Annotated in this window: 21 protein-coding genes; 9 read left to right on the plus strand and 12 right to left on the minus strand. The window is 58.2% G+C overall.

Annotation, left to right across the window (positions count from 1 at the left end):
• The first annotated feature begins 96 nt into the window (after window positions 1–96).
• Entirely contained in the window at window positions 97–1,221 is a 1,125-nt protein-coding gene (locus tag AD668_RS07295; RefSeq protein WP_053156319.1) for a GNAT family N-acetyltransferase, read from the plus strand.
• 12 nt (window positions 1,222–1,233) lie between these two features.
• On the opposite strand, the gene aqpZ is transcribed toward AD668_RS07295, so the two are convergent.
• From aqpZ to AD668_RS07320, 5 genes are all read right to left on the minus strand, one after another.
• Window positions 1,234–1,932 carry an aquaporin Z gene (aqpZ, locus tag AD668_RS07300; protein ID WP_053156322.1) on the minus strand — a complete coding sequence of 233 codons (699 nt, stop codon included), beginning with the start codon at window positions 1,930–1,932 and terminating at the stop codon, window positions 1,234–1,236.
• 298 nt (window positions 1,933–2,230) lie between these two features.
• Entirely contained in the window at window positions 2,231–4,063 is a 1,833-nt protein-coding gene (locus tag AD668_RS07305) for an ABC transporter ATP-binding protein (RefSeq protein WP_053156419.1), read from the minus strand.
• A gap of 93 nt (window positions 4,064–4,156) precedes the next feature.
• A complete protein-coding gene (locus tag AD668_RS07310) occupies window positions 4,157–4,714 on the minus strand; it encodes a peptidylprolyl isomerase (protein WP_053156325.1) in 558 nt (185 codons plus the stop codon).
• Window positions 4,715–4,717: 3 nt separating this feature from the next.
• Entirely contained in the window at window positions 4,718–5,521 is an 804-nt protein-coding gene (locus AD668_RS07315) for an alpha/beta fold hydrolase (RefSeq protein ID WP_053156328.1), read from the minus strand.
• 14 nt (window positions 5,522–5,535) lie between these two features.
• Window positions 5,536–6,459 (minus strand): LysR family transcriptional regulator, encoded by a 924-nt coding sequence (locus AD668_RS07320; RefSeq protein ID WP_053156331.1) that lies wholly within the window; start codon window positions 6,457–6,459, stop codon window positions 5,536–5,538.
• Between the two features lie 49 nt (window positions 6,460–6,508).
• On the opposite strand from AD668_RS07320, the gene AD668_RS07325 reads away from it, so the two are divergent.
• The 3 genes from AD668_RS07325 (at window position 6,509) to AD668_RS07335 (ending at window position 8,859) form a co-directional block, all read left to right on the plus strand.
• Window positions 6,509–6,823 (plus strand): hypothetical protein, encoded by a 315-nt coding sequence (locus AD668_RS07325; protein WP_053156334.1) that lies wholly within the window; start codon window positions 6,509–6,511, stop codon window positions 6,821–6,823.
• 229 nt (window positions 6,824–7,052) lie between these two features.
• On the plus strand, window positions 7,053–7,652 hold the full coding sequence (locus AD668_RS07330; protein ID WP_053156337.1) for an FMN-dependent NADH-azoreductase: 600 nt from the start codon (window positions 7,053–7,055) through the stop codon (window positions 7,650–7,652).
• Between the two features lie 340 nt (window positions 7,653–7,992).
• Complete coding sequence (locus AD668_RS07335) at window positions 7,993–8,859, plus strand: carboxylate/amino acid/amine transporter (protein WP_053156340.1); 867 nt, start codon at window positions 7,993–7,995, stop codon at window positions 8,857–8,859.
• Window positions 8,860–8,937: 78 nt separating this feature from the next.
• Here AD668_RS07335 and AD668_RS07340 read toward each other — a convergent pair whose 3' ends face one another.
• Complete coding sequence (locus AD668_RS07340) at window positions 8,938–10,236, minus strand: mechanosensitive ion channel family protein (RefSeq protein WP_053156343.1); 1,299 nt, start codon at window positions 10,234–10,236, stop codon at window positions 8,938–8,940.
• 191 nt (window positions 10,237–10,427) lie between these two features.
• Here AD668_RS07340 and AD668_RS07345 point away from each other — a divergent pair, with 191 nt between their 5' ends.
• Entirely contained in the window at window positions 10,428–11,768 is a 1,341-nt protein-coding gene (locus AD668_RS07345) for a DEAD/DEAH box helicase (protein ID WP_053156346.1), read from the plus strand.
• A 66-nt stretch (window positions 11,769–11,834) separates the two neighbouring features.
• On the opposite strand, the gene AD668_RS07350 is transcribed toward AD668_RS07345, so the two are convergent.
• Window positions 11,835–12,110 (minus strand): hypothetical protein, encoded by a 276-nt coding sequence (locus AD668_RS07350; RefSeq protein ID WP_053156350.1) that lies wholly within the window; start codon window positions 12,108–12,110, stop codon window positions 11,835–11,837.
• Window positions 12,111–12,258: 148 nt separating this feature from the next.
• Complete coding sequence (locus AD668_RS07355; RefSeq protein ID WP_053156353.1) at window positions 12,259–13,002, minus strand: thioredoxin family protein; 744 nt, start codon at window positions 13,000–13,002, stop codon at window positions 12,259–12,261.
• Window positions 13,003–13,176: 174 nt separating this feature from the next.
• Between AD668_RS07355 and AD668_RS07360 the strand changes: the two genes are divergently transcribed.
• Window positions 13,177–13,566, plus strand: a complete 390-nt coding sequence (locus AD668_RS07360; protein WP_053156356.1) for a hypothetical protein — start codon at window positions 13,177–13,179, stop codon at window positions 13,564–13,566.
• Between the two features lie 86 nt (window positions 13,567–13,652).
• Here AD668_RS07360 and AD668_RS07365 read toward each other — a convergent pair whose 3' ends face one another.
• The 3 genes from AD668_RS07365 to AD668_RS07375 all read right to left on the minus strand — a co-directional run bounded on the left by AD668_RS07365 (window position 13,653) and on the right by AD668_RS07375 (window position 15,718).
• Window positions 13,653–14,522: a DUF6279 family lipoprotein gene (locus AD668_RS07365; protein WP_053156359.1), complete on the minus strand. Its 870-nt coding sequence runs from the start codon at window positions 14,520–14,522 to the stop codon at window positions 13,653–13,655.
• Window positions 14,523–14,599: 77 nt separating this feature from the next.
• Complete coding sequence (locus AD668_RS07370; RefSeq protein ID WP_053156362.1) at window positions 14,600–15,322, minus strand: TorF family putative porin; 723 nt, start codon at window positions 15,320–15,322, stop codon at window positions 14,600–14,602.
• A gap of 207 nt (window positions 15,323–15,529) precedes the next feature.
• A complete protein-coding gene (locus AD668_RS07375; protein WP_015096330.1) occupies window positions 15,530–15,718 on the minus strand; it encodes a hypothetical protein in 189 nt (62 codons plus the stop codon).
• A 351-nt stretch (window positions 15,719–16,069) separates the two neighbouring features.
• Here AD668_RS07375 and AD668_RS07380 point away from each other — a divergent pair, with 351 nt between their 5' ends.
• Both AD668_RS07380 and AD668_RS07385 read left to right on the plus strand, forming a co-directional pair.
• Window positions 16,070–16,906 (plus strand): S1 RNA-binding domain-containing protein, encoded by an 837-nt coding sequence (locus tag AD668_RS07380; RefSeq protein WP_053156365.1) that lies wholly within the window; start codon window positions 16,070–16,072, stop codon window positions 16,904–16,906.
• Between the two features lie 180 nt (window positions 16,907–17,086).
• Window positions 17,087–18,019 (plus strand): DMT family transporter, encoded by a 933-nt coding sequence (locus tag AD668_RS07385; protein ID WP_053156368.1) that lies wholly within the window; start codon window positions 17,087–17,089, stop codon window positions 18,017–18,019.
• Here AD668_RS07385 and AD668_RS07390 read toward each other — a convergent pair.
• A complete protein-coding gene (locus AD668_RS07390; protein WP_053156371.1) occupies window positions 17,964–19,145 on the minus strand; it encodes an MFS transporter in 1,182 nt (393 codons plus the stop codon). The genes AD668_RS07385 and AD668_RS07390 overlap by 56 nt on opposite strands.
• Before the next feature lie 104 nt (window positions 19,146–19,249).
• Here AD668_RS07390 and AD668_RS07395 point away from each other — a divergent pair, with 104 nt between their 5' ends.
• Window positions 19,250–20,143, plus strand: a complete 894-nt coding sequence (locus AD668_RS07395) for a LysR family transcriptional regulator (RefSeq protein WP_053156374.1) — start codon at window positions 19,250–19,252, stop codon at window positions 20,141–20,143.
• Window positions 20,144–20,210 lie beyond the last annotated feature (67 nt).

Here is a 20,210-nt window from a genome sequence, read left to right on the forward strand (position 1 = left end):
TTGAGTTAGAGCGCCTTCGTCCAAATGCCCGTGTGCAACGGGGAGCGATAAGCGATACTCGCAAGGCTTTCGCACCATAAAAGAGTGAGGACGGTGATGCCGTTGCAACGCCTGCAAAGACTGTCAGAAATCGCCCCGCAGACGTGGGATACCCTGGTGCCCGAGACGCAGCCTTTTCTGCGTCATGCTTTTTTGAGCGCGCTCGAGGACAGTGGCAGCGTCGGTCCGCATTCCGGCTGGCAGCCTGAGCATCTGTTGCACATGGACGGTGATCGCCTGATCGCGGCGCTGCCCAGTTACCGTAAATGGCACTCTTACGGCGAGTACGTGTTTGATCACGCCTGGGCCGATGCCTGTGAGCGAGCCGGCATCGACTATTACCCCAAGTTGCTGACCGCCGTACCGTTCAGCCCGGTCAGTGGGCCACGTCTGTTGGCCGCCACGGTCGAGGACGGTTTTGAATTATTGAAAAGCTTGCCGGGCTACCTCGAAATCGAACAGCTCTCCAGTGCCCACATCAATTTCACCGACCCGTTCACCGATACCGCCTTGAGTGAGCAGCCCGGCTGGTTGCAACGCATCGGCTGTCAGTACCACTGGCAGAACCGCGGTTATCGGGATTTTCAGGATTTCCTCGATGCCTTGAGTTCGCGCAAGCGCAAGCAGATGCGCAAGGAACGTGAACAGGTGGTGGGGCAGGGTTTCGATTTTGAATGGCTCGAAGGGCGGGAACTGAGCGAGGCGCAGTGGGATTTTGTTTATGCCTGCTACGCCAATACGTACGCGGTGCGTCGGCAAACGCCTTATCTGACCCGGGAATTTTTTAGTCTGTTGGCCGTGCGTATGCCGGAATCGATTCGGGTAGTGCTGGCCAGGCAGGGCTCACGTCCGGTGGCGATGGCGTTCAGTCTGGTGGGGGGCGACAGCTTTTACGGACGCTACTGGGGATGCCTGGCGGAGTTCGATCGGCTGCATTTCGAGACCTGTTTCTACCAGGGCATGGACTATGCGATCGCCAACGGTTTCCAGCGTTTCGATGCCGGGGCGCAGGGTGAGCACAAGCTGATTCGCGGATTCGAACCGGTGATTACGCACTCCTGGCACTACTTGCGTCATCCGGGTTTGAAAGCGGCGGTGAAGGATTTTCTGGCGCAGGAGCGGCTTGGCGTACTGGGTTACGCAGAAGAAGCGAGATCAGCCCTGCCTTACCGGCAAGGCTGATCATGTTAGCGGTCAGTTCTCTTCTTTGCCCAACCAGCGATACAGCACACCGCCGACTACCGCACCGAGCAATGGGGCGATCCAGAACATCCAGAGTTGTTGAATCGCCCAGCCACCGACAATCAGCGCCGGACCGGTGCTGCGCGCCGGGTTGACCGAGGTGTTGGTCACCGGGATCGAGATCAGGTGGATCAGCGTCAGCCCCAGGCCGATGGCAATCGGTGCAAGGCCAGCCGGCGCACGTTTGTCGGTGGCACCGAGGATGATCAGGATGAACATCGCGGTCATCACCAATTCACAGACGAAGCCCGCCGCCATCGAGTAGCCGCCAGGGGAATGTTCGCCATAGCCGTTGGACGCCAGGCCGGAGGCCAGTTCAAAGCCTGGCTTGCCGCTGGCGATGAAGTACAGAAGGGCGGCTGCGATTACCCCGCCAATCACCTGGGCGATGATGTAGGCCGGCAGTTCCTTGGCCGGAAAGCGTCCGCCGACCACCAGGCCCAGCGACACCGCCGGGTTGAGGTGACAACCGGAAATATGGCCGATGGCAAACGCCATGGTCAGCACCGTCAGACCGAATGCGAAGGACACACCCAGCAGACCGATCCCCACGTCCGGAAAAGCTGCGGCCAGTACCGCACTGCCGCAACCACCCAACACCAGCCAGAACGTGCCTACCAACTCTGTAGCCGAACGTTTGAACAGAGACATGAGAGAGTGCCCTATCGAGATTATGCCGCCTTGTGCATCCAGCCGATGGACTGCAGAACCACCTCCAGAATGTTGAAGTGAGTACAGCACGGTTTTTTCAGAATTCCAGCGAGCATAAAAAAACGCCAGGGCCCGTTGTTGACAGGTTCTGGCGGTTCTAAAGGTTCCTCAGACATCACGCGACCTTTGTAGGAGCAAGCCTGCTCGCGATGGCGCAGTGTCAGTAAACAGCCAGGTCGTCGGGTCCATCGCTATCGCGAGCAGGCTCGCTCCTGCAGGTTTTGGGGCCACCGCAAACTCAATCGATCCCGACAAACCCACCGGTCTGGTGCTGCCACAACCGCGCATACAAACCGCCATGGGCGAGCAGTTCGGCGTGGCTGCCGGTCTCGGCGATCTTGCCGTTTTCCAGCACCACCAACCGGTCCATCCGGGCGATGGTCGAGAGCCGATGGGCGATGGCGATCACGGTTTTGCCCTGCATCAGGGTTTCGAGGCTTTCCTGGATCGCTGCTTCAACCTCTGAATCCAGTGCCGAGGTGGCCTCGTCCATGATCAGGATCGGCGCATCCTTGAGCAGCACCCGGGCGATGGCGATGCGCTGGCGCTGACCACCGGAAAGCTTCACCCCGCGCTCACCGACATGGGCATCGAAACCGCTACGGCCTTCGGCGTCCGAGAGCGACGGGATGAACCCGTCGGCTCGGGCCTTGTGTACCGCTTCCCAGAGTTCGGCATCAGTGGCGTCGGGTTTGCCATACAGCAAATTGTCGCGGATCGAACGGTGCAGCAACGACGTGTCCTGGGTGATCATGCCGATGCGTTCACGCAGGCTTTCCTGGCTGACGTCAGCGATGTTCTGGCCATCGATCAGGATGCGTCCGCCTTCGACGTCGTAGAGGCGCAGCAGCAGGTTTACCAGCGTCGACTTACCCGCACCGGATGGACCGATCAAGCCGATTTTTTCCCCGGGCTTGATGGTCAGATTGAGGTCGCCGATGATCCCGCTCTGCTTGCCATAGTGAAAATCGACGTGTTCGAAGCGTACTTCTCCACGGGCCACGGCCAGGGGTTTGGCCTGATCGCGATCGGTGACGGACACCGGTTGCGAAATGCTCTGCAAGCCGTCCTGAACCATGCCGATGTTTTCGAAAATGCCGGTCACCACCCACATGATCCAGCCGGACATGTTGACGATGCGGATCACCAGGCCAGTGGCCAGGGCAATTGCGCCCACAGTGATCAGCGACTGCGTCCACAGCCACAGGGCCAACCCCGTGGTGCTGACGATCAGCAAGCCGTTGATGCTGGTGATGACCACGTCCATGCTGGTGACGACGCGGCCCGCCAGTTGGGCTTTTTCGGTTTGTTCCTTGATCGCTTCGCGGGCGTATTGTTGCTCGAAGTTGGTGTGGGCGAACAGTTTCAGGGTGGTGATGTTGGTGTAGCCGTCGACAATCCGCCCCATCAGTTTGGAGCGTGCGTCGGACGCCAGCACCGAGCGGTCCTTGACCCGTGGCACGAAGTAATAGAGGGCACCGATGAAGGCGATGATCCAGGTCAGCAACGGGATCATCAGGCGCCAGTCGGCTTCGGCGAACAGCACCAGCGAGCTGATGGCGTAGATCAGCACATGCCACAGTGCGTCCACGGCCTGAACGGCGGAATCGCGGAGTGAGTTACCGGTTTGCATGATGCGCTGGGCGATGCGCCCGGCGAAGTCGTTCTGGAAAAAATTCAGGCTCTGTTTGAGCACGTAGCTGTGATTCTGCCAGCGAATCATGCTGGTCATGCTGGGGCTCAGGGTCTGGTGCACCAGCAGGTCATGAAGACCTACGAAAATGGGGCGCAGGACCAATGCAACGACCACCATCCAGGCCAGTTCCAGGCCGTGTTCCTTGAACAGGTTAACGTTCGGCTCGCCCTGCGCCAGGTCGATGATGCGGCTCAGGTAGCTGAACAGCGCCACTTCGATCAAGGCACCGAACAGTCCGACGATCAACAGGGCGGCAAAGCTTGGCCACACCTGCTTGAGGTAATAGGTATAAAAAGGGAAGACCCGGTCCGGCGGGGACGCCGTCGGTGCATCACGGAAAATATCGATCAGTTTTTCAAAACGGCGATAAAGCATCGGTTTTTCGCCCACAAAGGGGCTCTCCTTTAAACGGTTTGAGCGTTGCCGGCAGCACCGGCAACGGCTCGGACGTCCTTGTCCAGCTTAGTCTCAGTCGATGCGCTTGGCCGACTTGATGAATACCGGGTCTGCCGGTACGTCTTTCATGCCGCCACGCGTGGTGGTTGGCGAGTTGACGATGATGTCCACCACGTCCATGCCTTTGACCACTTTGCCGAATACCGCGTAGCCATCACCCTGGTCGAGGAAGTCGTTGTCCTTGACGTTGATGAAGAACTGGCTGGTGGCCGAATCAGGCACCGAAGTACGGGCCATGGACAAGGTGCCGCGCACATTGTGCAGGCCGTTTTTCGATTCGTTCTTGATCGGTGCGCTGGTGTCTTTTTGTTGCATCTGTTGAGTGAATCCGCCGCCCTGAACCATGAAGCCCGGGATTACTCGGTGGAAAATCGTGTTGTTGTAGAAGCCTTTGTCGACGTACTCAAGGAAGTTCTTGGTACTGATCGGGGCCTTGACCGCGTCCAGTTCGATTTCGATCTGGCCGTTGGTGGTCTCCAGCAGAACGTGCGGCGCTGTTGCAGGCGTCGCGGCCATCAGGTTGGCGGCAAACAGAACGGAGCCAGCGGCGAGGGCGATTTTTTTCAGCATGGGTCAATGATCCTGAGTGGTGGTGTCGACTGCGGTGAGGAACTCGAGCAGCGTCTGGTTGAATGCTTCAGGCTGATCCAATGGCGTGGCGTGGCGAGAATCGTCGATGACCACCAACCGCGCATCAGGCAGCAGTTTTACGTAGTTTTCCTTCAGCGAAACCGGTGTGTAATCACGGTCGGCGCTGACGATGAGCGTTGGACAGGATACCTTCGAAAGTCGTTCCTGAACCCCCCAGCCCACAATGGCATTGAAACTGGCGAGATAAGCATGTTTGTCGTTTTTTGCCCAGCGCTCGGCCATCTTTTGCCGCAAGTCGGCCTGATCGGGTTTCGGGAACAGTTTGCTTCCCAGTGCCTTGCCGATGGTGCCCAGGCTCAACACATGCATCAGGCTCCAGCGCTTGAACCACTGCCAGTAATCGTCGCGGGTACGCAGTTTGACCTGCGGCGCACTGTTGACGATGCACAGGCTCTTGAGCAGTTGTGGCTGATCCGCACCCAGTTGAAAGCCGATCATGCCGCCCATGGATAAGCCCACATAATGGATCGGACCCAGGTTCAGATGCTCCATCAGGGCAATCAGATCAGCGCTGAACCCGGCAATACTGTAGCGCTCCCGGGGTTTGTCCGAGCGACCGTGGCCGCGCACATCCGGGACGATGACCCGATAGCGGGTCGAAAGCGCCGGGATCTGCTTCTCCCAGTCCAGCGTGCTGGAACCGAGTCCATGGACCAGCAGCAGCGGCGCGCCGTGGCCATATTCCTCATAGTGCAGGTTGCAACCTTCGTGTTCGAAATAGGCCATGCATACACTCCGTGTCAGGCTTGTTCAGGGGCGGCGAACGGTGCATCCAGCGGCGCGGTGTCGAAGGTACGCAGCAGTTCGATGAGAATTTGCGTGGCCGGCCCCAGCGGTTTGTCCTTGTTCGAGTACAGGTAGAAGCTCGGGTTGCGGCTTGCGCCCTGATCCAACGGTAGCAGCTTGAGCGTCCCTTCCTTCAATTCCCGCTCGATCATGTGCCGGGGCAGCCAGGCAAAACCCAGACCGCTGCTGACGAACGTCGCGGCGGTGGCCAGGCTGCCGACCGTCCAGCGCTGCTCGGCGCCGAGCCAGCCAACGTCCCGAGGTTGCTGGCGGCCGGAGTCGCGGATCACCACTTGCATCTGGCTTTCCAGATCCTGGAAGTTCAGCTCGCGGTTGAGGCGGTGCAGGTGGTGCTCCGGGTGGGCCACCGCGACGAATTCGACGTCGCTCAATTCCGCCCCCAGGTAACCGGGAATGCTGAAGCCCGTGATGGCCAGGTCCGCCACACCTTCGAGCAGCACTTCCTCCACGCCCGACAGCACTTCTTCACGCAGGCGCACGCGGCAGCCACGGCTTTGCGGCATGAACGCAGTCAACGCACGCACGAGGCGGGCGCTCGGGTAAGCGGCATCAACCACCAGGCGCACTTCAGCCTCCCAGCCTTGCTCCATATGGTGGGCGAGGTCTTCCAGTTGGCTGGCCTGTTTCACTAATTGCCGCGAGCGACGCAACAACACGCCGCCGGCTTCGGTCAGTACTGCTTTGCGGCCATCAATGCGTAGCAATGGCACGCCGAGCTGGTCCTGCATGCGCGCCACGGTGTAGCTGACCGACGATTGCGAGCGATGCAAAGCCTCGGCGGCCTGGGCGAAGCCACCGTGATCGACCACGGCTTGAAGCGTTCGCCATTGATCAAGGGTCACGCGGGGCGCTTTCATGTTGAGCTCCTCTTGTCCTAAGCTGGCAGCCCTTATTGGAGCCTGCCGAATGAAGAAAGTCTGTTGCGTGCTGCTGGCGATGTTGCCGTTGATGGCGTTTGCTTATCCGATCGATGTGAACAAAAAACTCAACGACATGAAGATCGACTACGAAACCTTCGATACCGATAGCGATATCGGCTCGATTCGGGTGGCCAACTACGGCGATGTCGATGCGAGCTGCAAGGCGGTTTTCAGCAATGGCCCGGAAGCCCCGCGCACACGCAAATTCGATGTGGCGGCCGGCAAACATAAAACAGCAACCGCCAAATTCAGCCGCAACATTATCAAGCTGCGTATCGAACTGACCTGCACCCCGAAATAGCCCTTCTGCAGGAGCGAGCTTGCTCGCGATACGGTGGGTCAATCGATATCACGGTGTCTGTATACCCTCGCGAGAGCATGCTCGCTCTTACGAAGGGCATAGGACATGGGTTGCTTATAAACGAATTTATTGATGGGTTATAGCAGTTATTTGCGCTTTTTCATCGATATGACTCTGTTTAACCTTCACTCCATCGACCTACAGCATTCTCAGATGGAGGCTACATCCAATGTCCCGCGTTCTGATCATCGAAAGCAGTGCCCGTCAGCAAGACTCGGTTTCCCGTCAGCTGACCCAGACCTTCGTCAAACAGTGGCAAGCCGCGCACCCGAACGACCAGATCACCGTGCGTGACCTGGCCGTCAACCCGGTACCGCACCTGGATATCAACTTGTTGGGCGGCTGGATGAAACCCGCCGAGCAGCGCAATGACATAGAGCAGGTCGCTCTGGAACGCTCCAACCAGTTGACCGACGAATTGCTCGCCACCGACGTGCTTGTGATGGCTGCGCCGATGTACAACTTTGCGATTCCCAGCACCCTGAAAGCCTGGCTCGACCATGTACTGCGTGCCGGCGTGACCTTCAAATACACCGAAACCGGACCGCAAGGCCTGCTCAGCGGCAAGCGCGCCTACGTGCTGACTGCCCGCGGCGGGATCTACGCTGGCAGCACTGCCGATCATCAGGAACCGTACCTGCGTCAGGTGATGGGCTTCATCGGCATTCACGATGTGACGTTCATCCACGCTGAAGGCATGAACCTGGGGGGCGACTTCCAGGAGAAAGGCCTGAACCAGGCGAACGCCAAGCTTTCCCTGGTGGCCTGATCTGTTAATCGCCAGATAATCGCTCGATGGTCTAGTGACCTGGCGCAACCCTTCAAGCCTGTACGCGCATCGACCTCCCTTCGCACTTGTTGCTCCTGAGTGCTCCAGCCCGATTGAACGCTTTAGCGAGATCGGGCTTTTTTTTGCCTGCGATTGCGCAAAACACCACAGAACCCGTAGGAGCCGGCTTGCCGGCGATAGCGGGGTGTCAGGCAATATCATCGTTGGCTGACACGCCCTCAACGCCAGCAAGCCGGCTGCTACAGGGTTTGTATTGTTTGGGGGTTCGCGATCAGCAGCAAAACCCGCTATCGTCGCCGCCAATCGAAATGAGGCGAGCATGGGCTATCTACTTTTTGTCACGCTGATCCAGGCGTTTTCCTTCAGCTTGATCGGCGAATACCTGGCCGGTCATGTCGACAGTTACTTCGCCGTGCTGGTGCGCGTGCTGCTGGCGGGGCTGGTGTTCATTCCACTGACCCGCTGGCGTTCGGTGGAACCGGCGTTCATGCGCGGCATGTTGCTGATCGGTGCGTTACAGTTCGGCGTGACCTACGTCTGCCTGTACCTGAGCTTTCGCGTGCTGACGGTGCCGGAAGTCTTGCTGTTCACCATCCTCACGCCGTTGCACGTGACCTTGATCGAAGACGCACTCAATCGCCGTTTCAATCCCTGGGCCTTGATCGCGGCCCTGGTGGCAGTGGCGGGGGCGGCGGTGATTCGCTTTGACCGGATCAACCCGGACTTCTTCATGGGCTTCCTGTTGCTGCAACTGGCCAACTTCACCTATGCCGCCGGGCAGGTACTGTACAAACACCTGGTCGCGCGGCATCCGAGCGATCTGCCGCATTACCGGCGCTTCGGCTACTTTTACCTCGGTGCGCTGGCGGTGGCATTGCCGGCGTTTTTGCTGTTCGGCAAGCAGAACTTCCTGCCCGAAGCACCGCTGCAATGGGGCGTGTTGCTGTTCCTCGGCCTGGTTTCCACTGCGTTGGGGCTGTACTGGTGGAACAAGGGGGCGTGCCTGGTCAGCGGCGGCACGTTGGCGGTGATGAACAATTTGCATGTGCCGGTGGGGCTGTTGATCAATCTGCTGATCTGGAATCAGCATGAGGAGCTGGGGCGGTTGTTGCTGGGTGGTTCGGTGATTTTGATGGCGGTGTGGATCAGTCGGTTGGGCATCAGGCGAGAAGCAAGCCTGGTGTAGGAGCTGGCGCAGCCTGCGATCTTTTGATCTTGAACATCAATAGATCGCAGCCTTCGGCAGCTCCTAAAGGGGTGTGGATTACATCAAGCGTTTTTCCTGCTCGGGAATGTGGCTCGCGCCCAACAGCGCCGGCAGTAGCCCGGAACGCAAATCCGTTCCGCTCGGTTGCTGATACAGGCTCAAGCCGAACTCCGGCAGCACCGCCAGCAAGTAATCAAAAATATCCCCTTGAATGCGCTCGTAATCGGCCCATGCCGTGGTGCGGGTAAAGCAGTAGATTTCCAGTGGAATGCCTTGGGCCGTGGTCTGCATTTGTCGAACCATGCAGGTCATGTTCGGCTGGATGTCCGCATGGCTTTTCAGATAAGCCAGCGCATAGGCGCGGAAGGTGCCGATGTTGGTCATCCGGCGGCGGTTGGCCGACATCGCCGCGACGTTGCCCTGAGCTTCGTTCCAGGCCCGGAGTTCGGCCTGTTTGCGGGTCATGTAGTCGGTCAGCAGGTGGACCTGCGAGAGCTTGAATTCTTCTTCATCGCGTAAAAAGCGCACACCGCTGGCGTCGATGAACAGGCTGCGCTTGATCCGGCGTCCCCCGGAAGCCTGCATGCCGCGCCAGTTCTTGAACGACTCGGACATCAGGCGCCAAGTGGGGATGGACACGATGGTCTTGTCGAAATTCTGCACCTTGACCGTGTGCAGGGTGATGTCCACCACATCGCCATCGGCGCCGACCTGGGGCATTTCGATCCAGTCGCCCACCCGCAACATGTCGTTGCTGGTCAACTGCACGCTGGCCACGAACGACAGCAGGGTGTCCTTGTAGACCAACAGAATTACCGCCGACATCGCACCCAGGCCTGACAGCAGCAACAACGGTGAGCGGTCGATCAAGGTGGCGACGATGATGATTGAGCCGAAGATGTACAAGACCATTTTCGTCAGCTGCACATAGCCTTTGATCGAGCGGGTGCGGGCGTGTTCGGTACGCGCGTAGATGTCCAGCAAGGCATTGAGCAGGGCGCTGACCGCCAGCAGCAGAAACAGAAAGGTGAAGGCGAGGGCGACGTTGCCGAGGAAATTCAGGGTGGCCTTGTTCAGCTCGGGGATCAGGTTCAAACCGAACTGGATCACCAGCGAGGGCACAACCTGTGCCAGACGATGGAACACTTTGTTTTCGAGAAAGTCATTGAGCCAGAACATCGCCGGTTGGCGACCGAGCAATTTGACGCCGTGCAGAATGAGGTAACGCGCCACTCGTCCGAGTACCAGGGCGATGCTCAGCAGCACCAGCAGTGCCAGTGCGCAGTACACGCGCGGGTGGTTTTCCAGCGCACTCCAGAGTTCTTGGGCGTTGAGCCAGAGCTGTTTGATTTCCATGGGCAAGCACGATTCTTCTGTAAGGCAGAGAGGTGATTAGAGCATTTAAGACGCTTTGTATTACCGGTGGTGACAAAACAGGCAACAAAAAAACCACTGTTTACTGCCTTTTGCACAAAGAAACTCGGCCTAAGCGCTCGAAACCGTTACCCTATGCAGCTGTTTTTTTGTATTTCTTCGAGGTAGCACCCGTGTTTTCCCAATTCGCCCTGCACGAACGCCTGCTCAAAGCCGTGGCCGAGCTGAAATTTGTCGAGCCAACGCCTGTGCAAGCCGCGGCTATTCCGCTGGCGCTCCAAGGGCGTGACCTGCGGGTGACAGCGCAAACCGGTAGCGGCAAGACCGCTGCATTCGTTTTGCCGATCCTCAACCGCCTGATCGGCCCGGCCAAGGTTCGCGTCAGCATCAAGACCCTGATCCTGTTGCCGACCCGTGAGCTGGCCCAGCAGACCTTGAAAGAAGTTGAACGCTTCTCGCAGTTCACCTTCATCAAGTCCGGCCTGATCACTGGCGGCGAAGATTTCAAGGTCCAGGCCGCCATGCTGCGCAAGGTGCCGGACATCCTGATCGGTACGCCGGGCCGGATGATCGAGCAACTGAACGCCGGCAACCTCGACCTGAAGGAAGTTGAAGTACTGGTACTCGACGAAGCCGACCGCATGCTCGACATGGGCTTTGCCGATGACGTGCAGCGTCTGGTCGACGAGTGCACCAATCGTCAGCAGACCATGCTGTTCTCCGCCACCACCGGTGGTTCGGGTCTGCGCGAGATGATTGCCAAGGTCCTGAACAACCCTGAGCACTTGCAGCTCAATGCGGTCAGCCAGCTAAACGAAACCACTCGCCAGCAAATCATCACCGCTGACCACAACCAGCACAAAGAGCAGATTGTGAACTGGCTGCTGGCCAACGAGACCTACCAGAAGGCCATCGTCTTCACCAACACCCGGGCCATGGCTGACCGTATCTACGGACGTCTGGTGGCGCAGGAATACAAAGCGTTCGTGCTGCACGGCGAGAAAGACCAGAAAGATCGCAAGCTGGCGATCGATCGTCTGAAACAGGGCGGTGTGAAGATCCTGGTGGCCACCGACGTTGCCGCTCGCGGTCTGGACGTGGACGGCCTGGACCTGGTGATCAACTTCGACATGCCGCGCAGCGGCGACGAATACGTTCACCGCATCGGTCGTACCGGTCGCGCCGGTAACGATGGCCTGGCGATCTCGTTGATCTGCCATGGCGACTGGAACCTGATGTCGAGCATCGAGCGCTACCTCAAGCAAAGCTTCGAGCGTCGCACCATCAAGGAAGTCAAAGGCACCTACGGCGGACCGAAAAAGGTCAAAGCCTCGGGTAAAGCCGTCGGCGTGAAGAAGAAAAAGACCGACGCGAAGGGCGACAAGAAGAAAACCGCCGCCAAGACCCCGACCAAGCGCAAGAGCGCCAACCGGCCGAAAAGCGACTCCCTGGTGAGCAGCGACGGCATGGCCCCGCTCAAGCGCCGCAAGCCGGAAGCGCCGGCAGCCGAGTAACGCGCGGTACCTGCTGATAGAAAAACCGGACATTGTCCGGTTTTTTTATTTAAAAGATTGTAATCATCAGCTCTCGGTTTTTTTCTCCGCCGTATCCAACTCTTTCAAACGCTGATCGATCAACTGGCACTTGTCCGGCAAATCCTTGGCCGCGGTTCCCAAATCCATCTTCTGCAATTCATCGTTGATCTCTTTGGCCTTTGCCGGATTCTGTTCTGTCAGCTTGGTCACTTCCCGGGCCAGCTGTTCGCGTTTTTGCGTAGCCTCTTCGGGAGTGCAAGCCCAGGCAGGCAAGGCACAGATCAAGGTGGCGGCGAGGGTGAACTTCAATAGTGATTTCATGGGGCAGGCCTCAGTTCCGGTTAAGGCGGGTTAACCGGTTGAGCGCTAACGACGATGGAAAGTTCAGTCAAGGGGTTGAGGACCGCGCCGAAAGTCCGCCCACACACTTGTAGGAGCGAGCATGCTCGCGATCCGCCGCGACTCGGTTTCAAACCTGGCCGCCACCATGGCAGCAACCCGCCGACGCCTTGTCCTCATACTTGTCGTGATGCCGCACCCATTCCATGATCTCTTCTTCATTGCGCCCCTTCGGCGTCAGGTCGAGATAGTTGTAAGTACCGACCAGCATGTCCAAACCTCGGGCATAGGTTGAATAGGTGTGGAAGATATCCCCGGCTTCTTTGCGATAAAACACGCTGAGACCCGGGAGCTCTTCTTCGGCACCGTCAGTTTTTTCGTAGTTGTAGGTAGCCTTTCCCGCGGCGACGTCTTCGGCCCTTGCTGTTACGCCAAAGTCGTAGTTGAAATCGCAACCTTCTGACGAGAGCCAGTCGAATTTCCACCCCATGCGTCGCTTGAAGGCCTGGAACTCGGCGAACGGTGCGTGGGACACCGCCACCACGGCCACATCATGATGAGCCAGATGCTGATTGGCGCCGTCGATATGGTCCGAGAGGAAGGAACAGCCAGGGCAACCTTCGTCCCAGCCTTCGGCAAACATGAAGTGGTAAATGACCAACTGGCTGCGACCGCCGAAAAGATCAGCCAGTTTCAACTCTCCGTTCGGTCCCTGAAAGTGGTAGTCCTTGTCGATTTTTACCCAAGGCAGTGCTCGGCGTTCGGCGCTGAGTCTGTCCCTTTCCTTGGTGAAGGCTTTTTCGTGGGCCAGGTGCTGTTTGCGGGCGGCTAGCCATTCTTCCCGCGACACGACGGGATGATTCTGAATGTTCATGGTGTTGTTCTCCTGCGTGGGGCTGGGAGTGGACTTACACAGCCTAGTCGTTTGACCCGCGTTCAATTCGACAGACCGCCGGTCGGTCTCGGTAAAAACCTCGGCTGAACGGCTACGGGCTGCATCGGTCACAAGCTATGAAGGCCCTCACTCGTGGGCACCGGAGGTTGCAGGATGACGACTTATAACTGGGATTTGATCGAGCGCCTGCTGCATGAAGTGCAGCATGGTGAAGCCAGCTTTACCCCAAGGCCGTATGCCGAGCAGTATGTGGCGCAAAAAGCGACCGAAGGTGAGCAGACAGAGAACCTGGACCATCTCAAAGCGGTGGCAGGTGAATACGAAAAGCTGTTACTGGAGCGGGGCTACATTGAACCTCGGCCTGAAGAACAGGGCGGTACAGGTTCGAATTATATTTTGACGCCGCGCGGATCGAGCCTCTTGAGCCTGATCGACAGCAGCATTCCGGGCAATGATCATCCTCGCCAGGTGTTGGATGAGCAGGAGGATGCGCTGGATGAGGTGACATTTGATGAAGTGGCGTCGAGGGCGCAGATTGCCTAACACTTCAAACATCAGCAGATCGCAGCCTTTGGCAGCTCCTACGATTGATCCGTAGGAGCTGCCGAAGGCTGCGATCTGCTGATCTTTCAACTTTGTTTGGCCGCTTTCAGGCACTTCAAATCACTGAAATCCTTCTTCACACCCTCAATCTTCGTCAGTAACCGTTGCCGTTGCGTCGGCGTGCTCTCAGCCATCAAGTCGACGAACAGCGCCCGCGCCTGGGCTTCCGTGGTGGCAAAGGCCTCGCGGTAGGCCGGTGTCCATAAGCGTTCGCGATTGACCAGTAGCGTCTCGATTCTCTGTGGGAATTCCGGACTTTGGCGTTGCGCCACGGCCGCGCTGAACTGTTTCTGCCAGTGGACACGGTTGGCGATCCATTGGGTGTTTTGTTCGCCAAGTGCATTGGACCACGTCACGACACGCTGTTTCTGCGCTGAACCAAGCGGCCCCATCCAGTCGTCAAGGCGCTTCTCCATGCGTTCGGCTCGTTCCTTGATTTGCTGGGCGAGGGGCGGCTTGAGGTACTGCTCCTGGCGTTTGCGCTGGTCTTTGGCGAAGGCATCGTTCATTTCTGCAACTTGCTTGTCATCCAGCCCTTGCAATAGCTGTATGGCTGAAGGGGTAATTTCCAAAGCGGTTTCGGCAATCGCTTGCCGAGCTTCATTGGCTCGGGCTTGCAGCGCGGCATCAGTGACCTGGTTGTCGGCGACCATTGATTGCAACCGGTCCAGCCAATCGAGGTAACCCGGCAGTTGAGTGCTGCAGTGCCAACTCAGGTGTTCTTTCAGGCGCTCATCCAGCCAGCTCTTTTGCTCGCCGTTCATGTCCAGGTAATCGCTGAGTGTCCAGGGGATGATTACATCGAGGTTGCGGTAAGCCAGGCCCATGCGACTGCATGCGCCCAGCGCGAGGGTGACGGTGAGCGCAATTGCCATATGTGCGAGCCAGCGAGACATGGGCGAGTCCTTGCGAAAGCCTGCCTTCGGGAACTGATTCTCATGTGAACGCAGGATGAGCCCGGCAGTTCAGCCGATCAATAGAACGCGTGCACAGCCTTGAGGGTGACCAGTGCGTCGCACTGACTGTTGTGACCGGAGTAGGCCGGGCAATCGCTGCCCCGCAGGCTTGAATCACTGTAGATCAGGTCCAGATCGATGCCCATGAACGGGCGGGACAATTTCAGCGACCAATCGGTAAAACTGCCTACATACCCGCCATCCACCGCGACCGGTGCATTGAGTTGGTGAGTGGTGTATTTCATGCTGACACCGATGCCGAACGGTTGATTACCGCCCAGGTCCGCAAAAAGGGTGTTGTTTTGTTTGTCCGGGTCATTGCTGAACGCAACGCCAAAACGGCTGCCCAGCAAGGTCAGCCCACCGAAAAGCTCCTGGCTGTTCAGGGTTTCGACTTCAGGGTAGCTGTAGCGGATCATGCCGACTTCGTAACCCAGGGTTTGGTCGAAGGGCTGTTTAAAACCGACGTAGGAATCGATCTCAAGGTTTTTGCCAGGACTGATGCCCATGCTCGGCGCCCATTGGCCAACGTAAAAGCCGCTGTCGTGGCTCAGGTCCAGGCCACCGTGGAACGAGCCGACAGCATTGGGTTTGACCAGACCCTGGGCCATGCTGCGACTGGGGCTGGTGCCGAGCTTGAGGTCGAAATCACCCAGTTCGCGCTGAAAGATCTGGGCGTGCGCCAGTGAACTGGCCAGCAAGCCGACGAACAGAAGCGATAAACAGGAAAATTTGAGCATGCGTCACTCCTTGAGCAGCGGGTGCCGATGAAAAATCGGCTGAAACGCTTGATCCAGACGCGTGCAAGGATACCGGCGAATGATCGGCATAAAGGGCCGTTCGTCGATTTTTAAACGGTGGGTTGCAGCAAGAGGTGATGCAAGAGGGGTTCCAGTCCAAGCGCTTCGAGCTTCAAAGCGCTTGAGGACCAGGTGACGCGAGGGGTATTACTTTTTGCCCAAGGTGATCTGCTTGGACGGGCCGAACGTCTGGCCGCTGACGCCTTTGGCAATTTGCTGGATTTCACCGCCGGACTTGAGGAACGCAGCAATCTGGCTGTTGATCGATTCGCTGGTTTCGACGGCTGGAGCTGGCTTTGCTTTGCTGGTGGATGCTTTTACGCGCATGGCGGCCATTAACCTGTAGAAAATTAACTTGGCCATGCATCGTACAGGAAACACCGGATAATTGCTTGGCGAATATCCCCTGCATCGACTGATGGCCTATCTGGAATAAAGCGTTGGCCAATCTTCGAATTATTCTCCTAAGTCGCTGTTTTAACTAAATTCACTGCTAAAAAAATTGCAGTGTTGCGCCTGCCGGGGCTTGGCATAATCGCCCCAATCGGACTGACGAGCGGGCAGTCGCACAACCCAAACCCCGGAAAACCAAGGCTCGCAGAGGAATTTCGCGTGCCACCGGGCCGAGCGCCCAACGAAGCGGTTAAAACCGGGTAGAATGCCGCCCACGCAATGAGGGTATTGGACATGGCTTTAGTCGGGCGTTACAACAGTTTGCAAGTGGTTAAACACACTAACTTCGGTTTATATCTGGACGGTGGGGCGGATGGCGAAATTCTTTTGCCCAATCGTTATATCCCCAAAGATATTCCCAGCGAAGATGAAGACTGGCTCAACGTTTTTATTTATCTGGACAGCGATGACAAACTCATCGCAACGACGGAAAAACCGAAAGTTCAAGTCGGTGAATTTGCCAGTTTGAAAGTTGTTGAAGTCAACAGCATCGGGGTATTCCTGGATTGGGGGCTGCCCAAGGATTTGTTGCTGCCGTACTCCGAAGAGAAGCGTCAGATGACGGCCGGCGAGTACGTGGTGGTGCACGTCTACCTCGACAAGCACACCCGCCGCATCACCGCGACTGCGCGCCTGGACCGCTATCTGGACAAGACCCCGGCCAACTACACCGCGGGCCAGGAGGTCGATTTGCTGGTTGCCGAAGCCACTGACATGGGCTTCAAGGCGATCATCAATAACAAGCACTGGGGCTTGATTCACAAGAACGAAATCTTCAAGTTCATGCGTGCCGGCAAGGAAGAGAAGGGTTTCATCAAGGAAGTGCGTGCCGATGGCAAGATCAGCCTGAGCCTGCAACCGGTCGGCCAGGAAGCGGCGACCAGCCTTAACTCGAAGATCCTCGCCAAGTTGCGCGAAAACAACGGCAGCCTGGCGATCAGCGACAAGAGCGATCCGGTATTGATCAGCAGCATGTTCGGTGTCAGCAAGGGCAACTTCAAAAAGGCCATTGGTGCGCTGTACAAGAATGGCCAGATCGTCATTCATGCCGATCGCATCGAACTAAGCTGATCCCCGTAGGAGCTGCCGCAGGCTGCGATCGTTGCTGTTTAGTCATCAGAATCAAAAGATCGCAGCCTGCGGCAGCTCCTACGGTTGGCATCCTTGATTGTTGACCCCGGAATCAGAAGGCCGGGGTTTTTGTTTTTACTGCCGAGTCTCTGTCATGGATTGTGAAGTCGAGGTGTTTCAGTGACTGCCACCCGGCGTAGCGCCGATGGCTTTGCCCTGCAAGTGATGGTCGGGTTGTGCCTGGTCTGGGGCGTTCAGCAGGTGATGATCAAGTGGGCAGCTCCGGACATTGCACCGGTGATGCAGGCGGCAGCGCGGTCAGGCATGTCGGCTTTGCTCGTAGGATTGTTGATCTGTTGGAAGGGCGGTTGGGATCAGGTCGCTTCTACCTGGCGCGGTGGGCTGTTGGCTGGCGCGCTGTTCGGTGTGGAGTTCTTCTTCATTTCCGAAGGTCTGCAACTGACGACCGCGGCGCACATGTCGGTGTTTCTCTACACGGCGCCAATCTTCACTGCGCTAGGCGTGCATTGGCTGTTGCCCAGTGAGCGGTTGAGACCCTTGCAATGGTTGGGGATTATCCTCGCGTTCGTCGGGATTGCGATCGCCTTTGCCGGGGGTGTCTCCTGGGATAATCTCGATCGCCGCATGTTGATGGGCGATGCGCTGGGCGTGCTCGCAGGCGCCGCCTGGGGCGCTACGACAGTGGTTGTGCGTGCATCTCGGCTGTCGGAAGCACCTGTCACGTTGACGCTGTTTTACCAGTTGATCGTCGGCTTCGTCGGGCTGCTATTGATCGCATTGCTCAGTGGGCAGATTACCCACGTCAACTTGACCACCGTGGCGGTGGCCAGCGTGTTGTTTCAGGGCATCGTAGTGTCGTTTTTCAGTTATCTGGTGTGGTTCTGGCTGCTGCGTCGATATCTGGCGGCGAATCTTGCGGTGTTCTCGTTCATGACGCCGCTCTTCGGCGTCACGTTCGGTGTGGTGCTGCTCGGCGAGGACCTGAGCGTCAACTTCGTCGTCGGCGCCGTATTGGTACTGCTGGGCATTACCTTTGTCAGCGCTGAACAGTGGGTGCGCCGTCGTTTGCGCAAAGCCCTCGGGCAGCACTGACCGACGCCAGGGACAGACCACCGGCAATCAGCAAGCCGCTGCCGGCGAACATCAGCGCCGGCTGCAGACCACCGCTGAAATGACTGCTCAGTGCCGCCAGCAACGGCCCGCTGAGTTGGCCCACGGCGAAACACGCAGTCAACAGCCCGGCGTTGCGTTGGGTGGCGTGGGGCGCCAGCTCCCGGGAGCGCTGCATCACCAATTGCATGCAGGCCAGGAACGGTGTGCCACAGAGGATCACGCCCAGCGCCAGGCCCGGTCCATTGCCCAGCAGGCAGGCGAACACGCCCGCCGCTTGCAGCCACAATGTCGCCGTCAACCAGTGGCGTGTGGCACCTGGTTTTTGCCGCCGCAAACTGACCAGCAACACACCGCTCGCTGCCGCCAGGCCGAAGCAGGGCCAGAACAGGTCCGCCTGCCATTGTCCGTGAAACTGCGTGTTGGCCATCTGCGACAGGAAAGTGGCCGGAATGATGTAGCCCAAACCGTACAAGCCGTAGATCAGACCCAGGCGAGCGATGCCTGGGTGACTGCAACTGACGGGGTTGGGGGGAGGCGCCACATTAGCCTTCGGTTGCGGGAGGAACGGCAGGATCACCAGCAACATCACCAAGCCGACGGCCGCATAAATCAGCCACAACGTAGCGGAAGTCTGGCCCAGCAGGTTCGATCCCAGCGCCAACAAGCCAGTCAGCAAAATCCCCAGGCCCGGACCGGCAAAGACCAGAGCACCCAGTCGTGGACGCCCGGCAGCCGCCGCCAGCGGTTGGCTCAGTGCGGTAATCATAACCAGCACCCAAGCGCTGGCGACGCCTGTACCGAAACGCAGCAACAGATGCGACCAGAAACCGTTGGCCCAGAACGAAGCGAGGGTCAGCACTACACACAGCCATAGCCCGCCAAGCAATCGTCGGCGAACCTGCTCCGGGCGCCGCGAGAACATCGCGTCTACTGCGCCAATGAAGTAACCGAGGTAATTGGCGGCAGCGATCAAGCCGGCAGCGGTCAGGTCGATCTGGCCTTCGCTCAGCAGGTGAGGCAGCTGCGGCGTCAAGGCGAAGCGCCCAATGCCCATCGCCATCATCAGCGCGATAAAACTGGCGGATAAGCGAATCAGAGGAGACATGGTCTGGATTCCAGTTCAAGGATCAATGACCGTCAGGCTAGGACTGATTGACTTTCTTTAAAAATGAATAATATTGAGTAAGTTGTTCTGATTAGGAGAATGTCGTGGAATTCAGCCAATTGCGCATCTTCCAGGCCGTGGCGCAGGAGGGCTCGATCACCCGTGCTGCCGAACGGCTGCATCGGGTGCCGTCGAACCTGTCTACCCGGCTCAAGCAGCTGGAGGAGCAACTGGGTGTCGAACTGTTCCGGCGTGAGCGTCAGCGTTTGCAGTTGTCGCCTGCGGGAAAAGTCTTGCTGGATTACACCGTCAAACTGTTCGCCCTGCATGACGAAGCCAGTGCAGCGGTGCAGGGCGGTCAGCCAGCGGGCGATTTTGTACTCGGCACCATGTACAGCACGGCGGCGATTCACTTGCCGGCGCTGCTGGCGCGGTATCACCGGCTGTATCCGGCGGTGAACCTGCAAGTGCAGTCCGGACCCAGTGGCGAATTGCTTGAAGGCTTGCTGACCGGTCGGCTTGATGCGGCGCTGGTGGATGGTCCGCTGGAGTTTGCCGGACTTGACGGCGTGCCGTTGTGCGAAGAGCGGCTGGTGCTGATCAGCGAGGCCGATCATCCGCCCGTGCGCAGTGCGCTGGATGTGGAAGGGCGTTCGGTGTTCACCTTTCGCCAGGGCTGCTCTTACCGGATGCGCCTGGAAGCCTGGTTCGCCCATGACCATGCGGCGATGGGCCGGGCAATGGAGATAGAATCCTATCCGGGAATGCTGGCCTGTGTGATTGCCGGTTCAGGCGTGGCGTTGATGTCTGAGTCGATGCTTGCCAGCCTGCCGGGCCGTGAAAGCGTGGCCGTGCACCCCTTGGCCGAACCGTTTGCCAGTGCGACCACCTGGCTGATGTGGCGCAAGGGCATGCTGGGGGCCAACTTGAACGCATGGATCGAACAACAGCAGGCGGTTTTTCCGCCGGCAATGTCGCCGGCACAGGCCATTGCCTGAACGCCGGGTGATTGTGATGGATTCAGTAACAGATCATTGCGACGTTGGGCGAGCATTGCTTGGGACT

Source organism: Pseudomonas sp. P1.8 (genome assembly GCF_001269805.1).
GTDB lineage: Bacteria > Pseudomonadota > Gammaproteobacteria > Pseudomonadales > Pseudomonadaceae > Aquipseudomonas.

Bases quoted from the DNA above. Each gene is read 5' to 3' on its own strand.
- AD668_RS07295 (WP_053156319.1), top strand. From the start codon at position 97: ATGCCGTTGCAACGCCTGCAAAGACTGTCAGAAATCGCCCCGCAGACG.
- aqpZ (WP_053156322.1), bottom strand. From the start codon at position 1,932: ATGTCTCTGTTCAAACGTTCGGCTACAGAGTTGGTAGGCACGTTCTGG.
- AD668_RS07305 (WP_053156419.1), bottom strand. From the start codon at position 4,063: ATGCTTTATCGCCGTTTTGAAAAACTGATCGATATTTTCCGTGATGCA.
- AD668_RS07310 (WP_053156325.1), bottom strand. From the start codon at position 4,714: ATGCTGAAAAAAATCGCCCTCGCCGCTGGCTCCGTTCTGTTTGCCGCC.
- AD668_RS07315 (WP_053156328.1), bottom strand. From the start codon at position 5,521: ATGGCCTATTTCGAACACGAAGGTTGCAACCTGCACTATGAGGAATAT.
- AD668_RS07320 (WP_053156331.1), bottom strand. From the start codon at position 6,459: ATGAAAGCGCCCCGCGTGACCCTTGATCAATGGCGAACGCTTCAAGCC.
- AD668_RS07325 (WP_053156334.1), top strand. From the start codon at position 6,509: ATGAAGAAAGTCTGTTGCGTGCTGCTGGCGATGTTGCCGTTGATGGCG.
- AD668_RS07330 (WP_053156337.1), top strand. From the start codon at position 7,053: ATGTCCCGCGTTCTGATCATCGAAAGCAGTGCCCGTCAGCAAGACTCG.
- AD668_RS07335 (WP_053156340.1), top strand. From the start codon at position 7,993: ATGGGCTATCTACTTTTTGTCACGCTGATCCAGGCGTTTTCCTTCAGC.
- AD668_RS07340 (WP_053156343.1), bottom strand. From the start codon at position 10,236: ATGGAAATCAAACAGCTCTGGCTCAACGCCCAAGAACTCTGGAGTGCG.
- AD668_RS07350 (WP_053156350.1), bottom strand. From the start codon at position 12,110: ATGAAATCACTATTGAAGTTCACCCTCGCCGCCACCTTGATCTGTGCC.
- AD668_RS07355 (WP_053156353.1), bottom strand. From the start codon at position 13,002: ATGAACATTCAGAATCATCCCGTCGTGTCGCGGGAAGAATGGCTAGCC.
- AD668_RS07360 (WP_053156356.1), top strand. From the start codon at position 13,177: ATGACGACTTATAACTGGGATTTGATCGAGCGCCTGCTGCATGAAGTG.
- AD668_RS07365 (WP_053156359.1), bottom strand. From the start codon at position 14,522: ATGTCTCGCTGGCTCGCACATATGGCAATTGCGCTCACCGTCACCCTC.
- AD668_RS07370 (WP_053156362.1), bottom strand. From the start codon at position 15,322: ATGCTCAAATTTTCCTGTTTATCGCTTCTGTTCGTCGGCTTGCTGGCC.
- AD668_RS07375 (WP_015096330.1), bottom strand. From the start codon at position 15,718: ATGGCCGCCATGCGCGTAAAAGCATCCACCAGCAAAGCAAAGCCAGCT.
- AD668_RS07380 (WP_053156365.1), top strand. From the start codon at position 16,070: ATGGCTTTAGTCGGGCGTTACAACAGTTTGCAAGTGGTTAAACACACT.
- AD668_RS07390 (WP_053156371.1), bottom strand. From the start codon at position 19,145: ATGTCTCCTCTGATTCGCTTATCCGCCAGTTTTATCGCGCTGATGATG.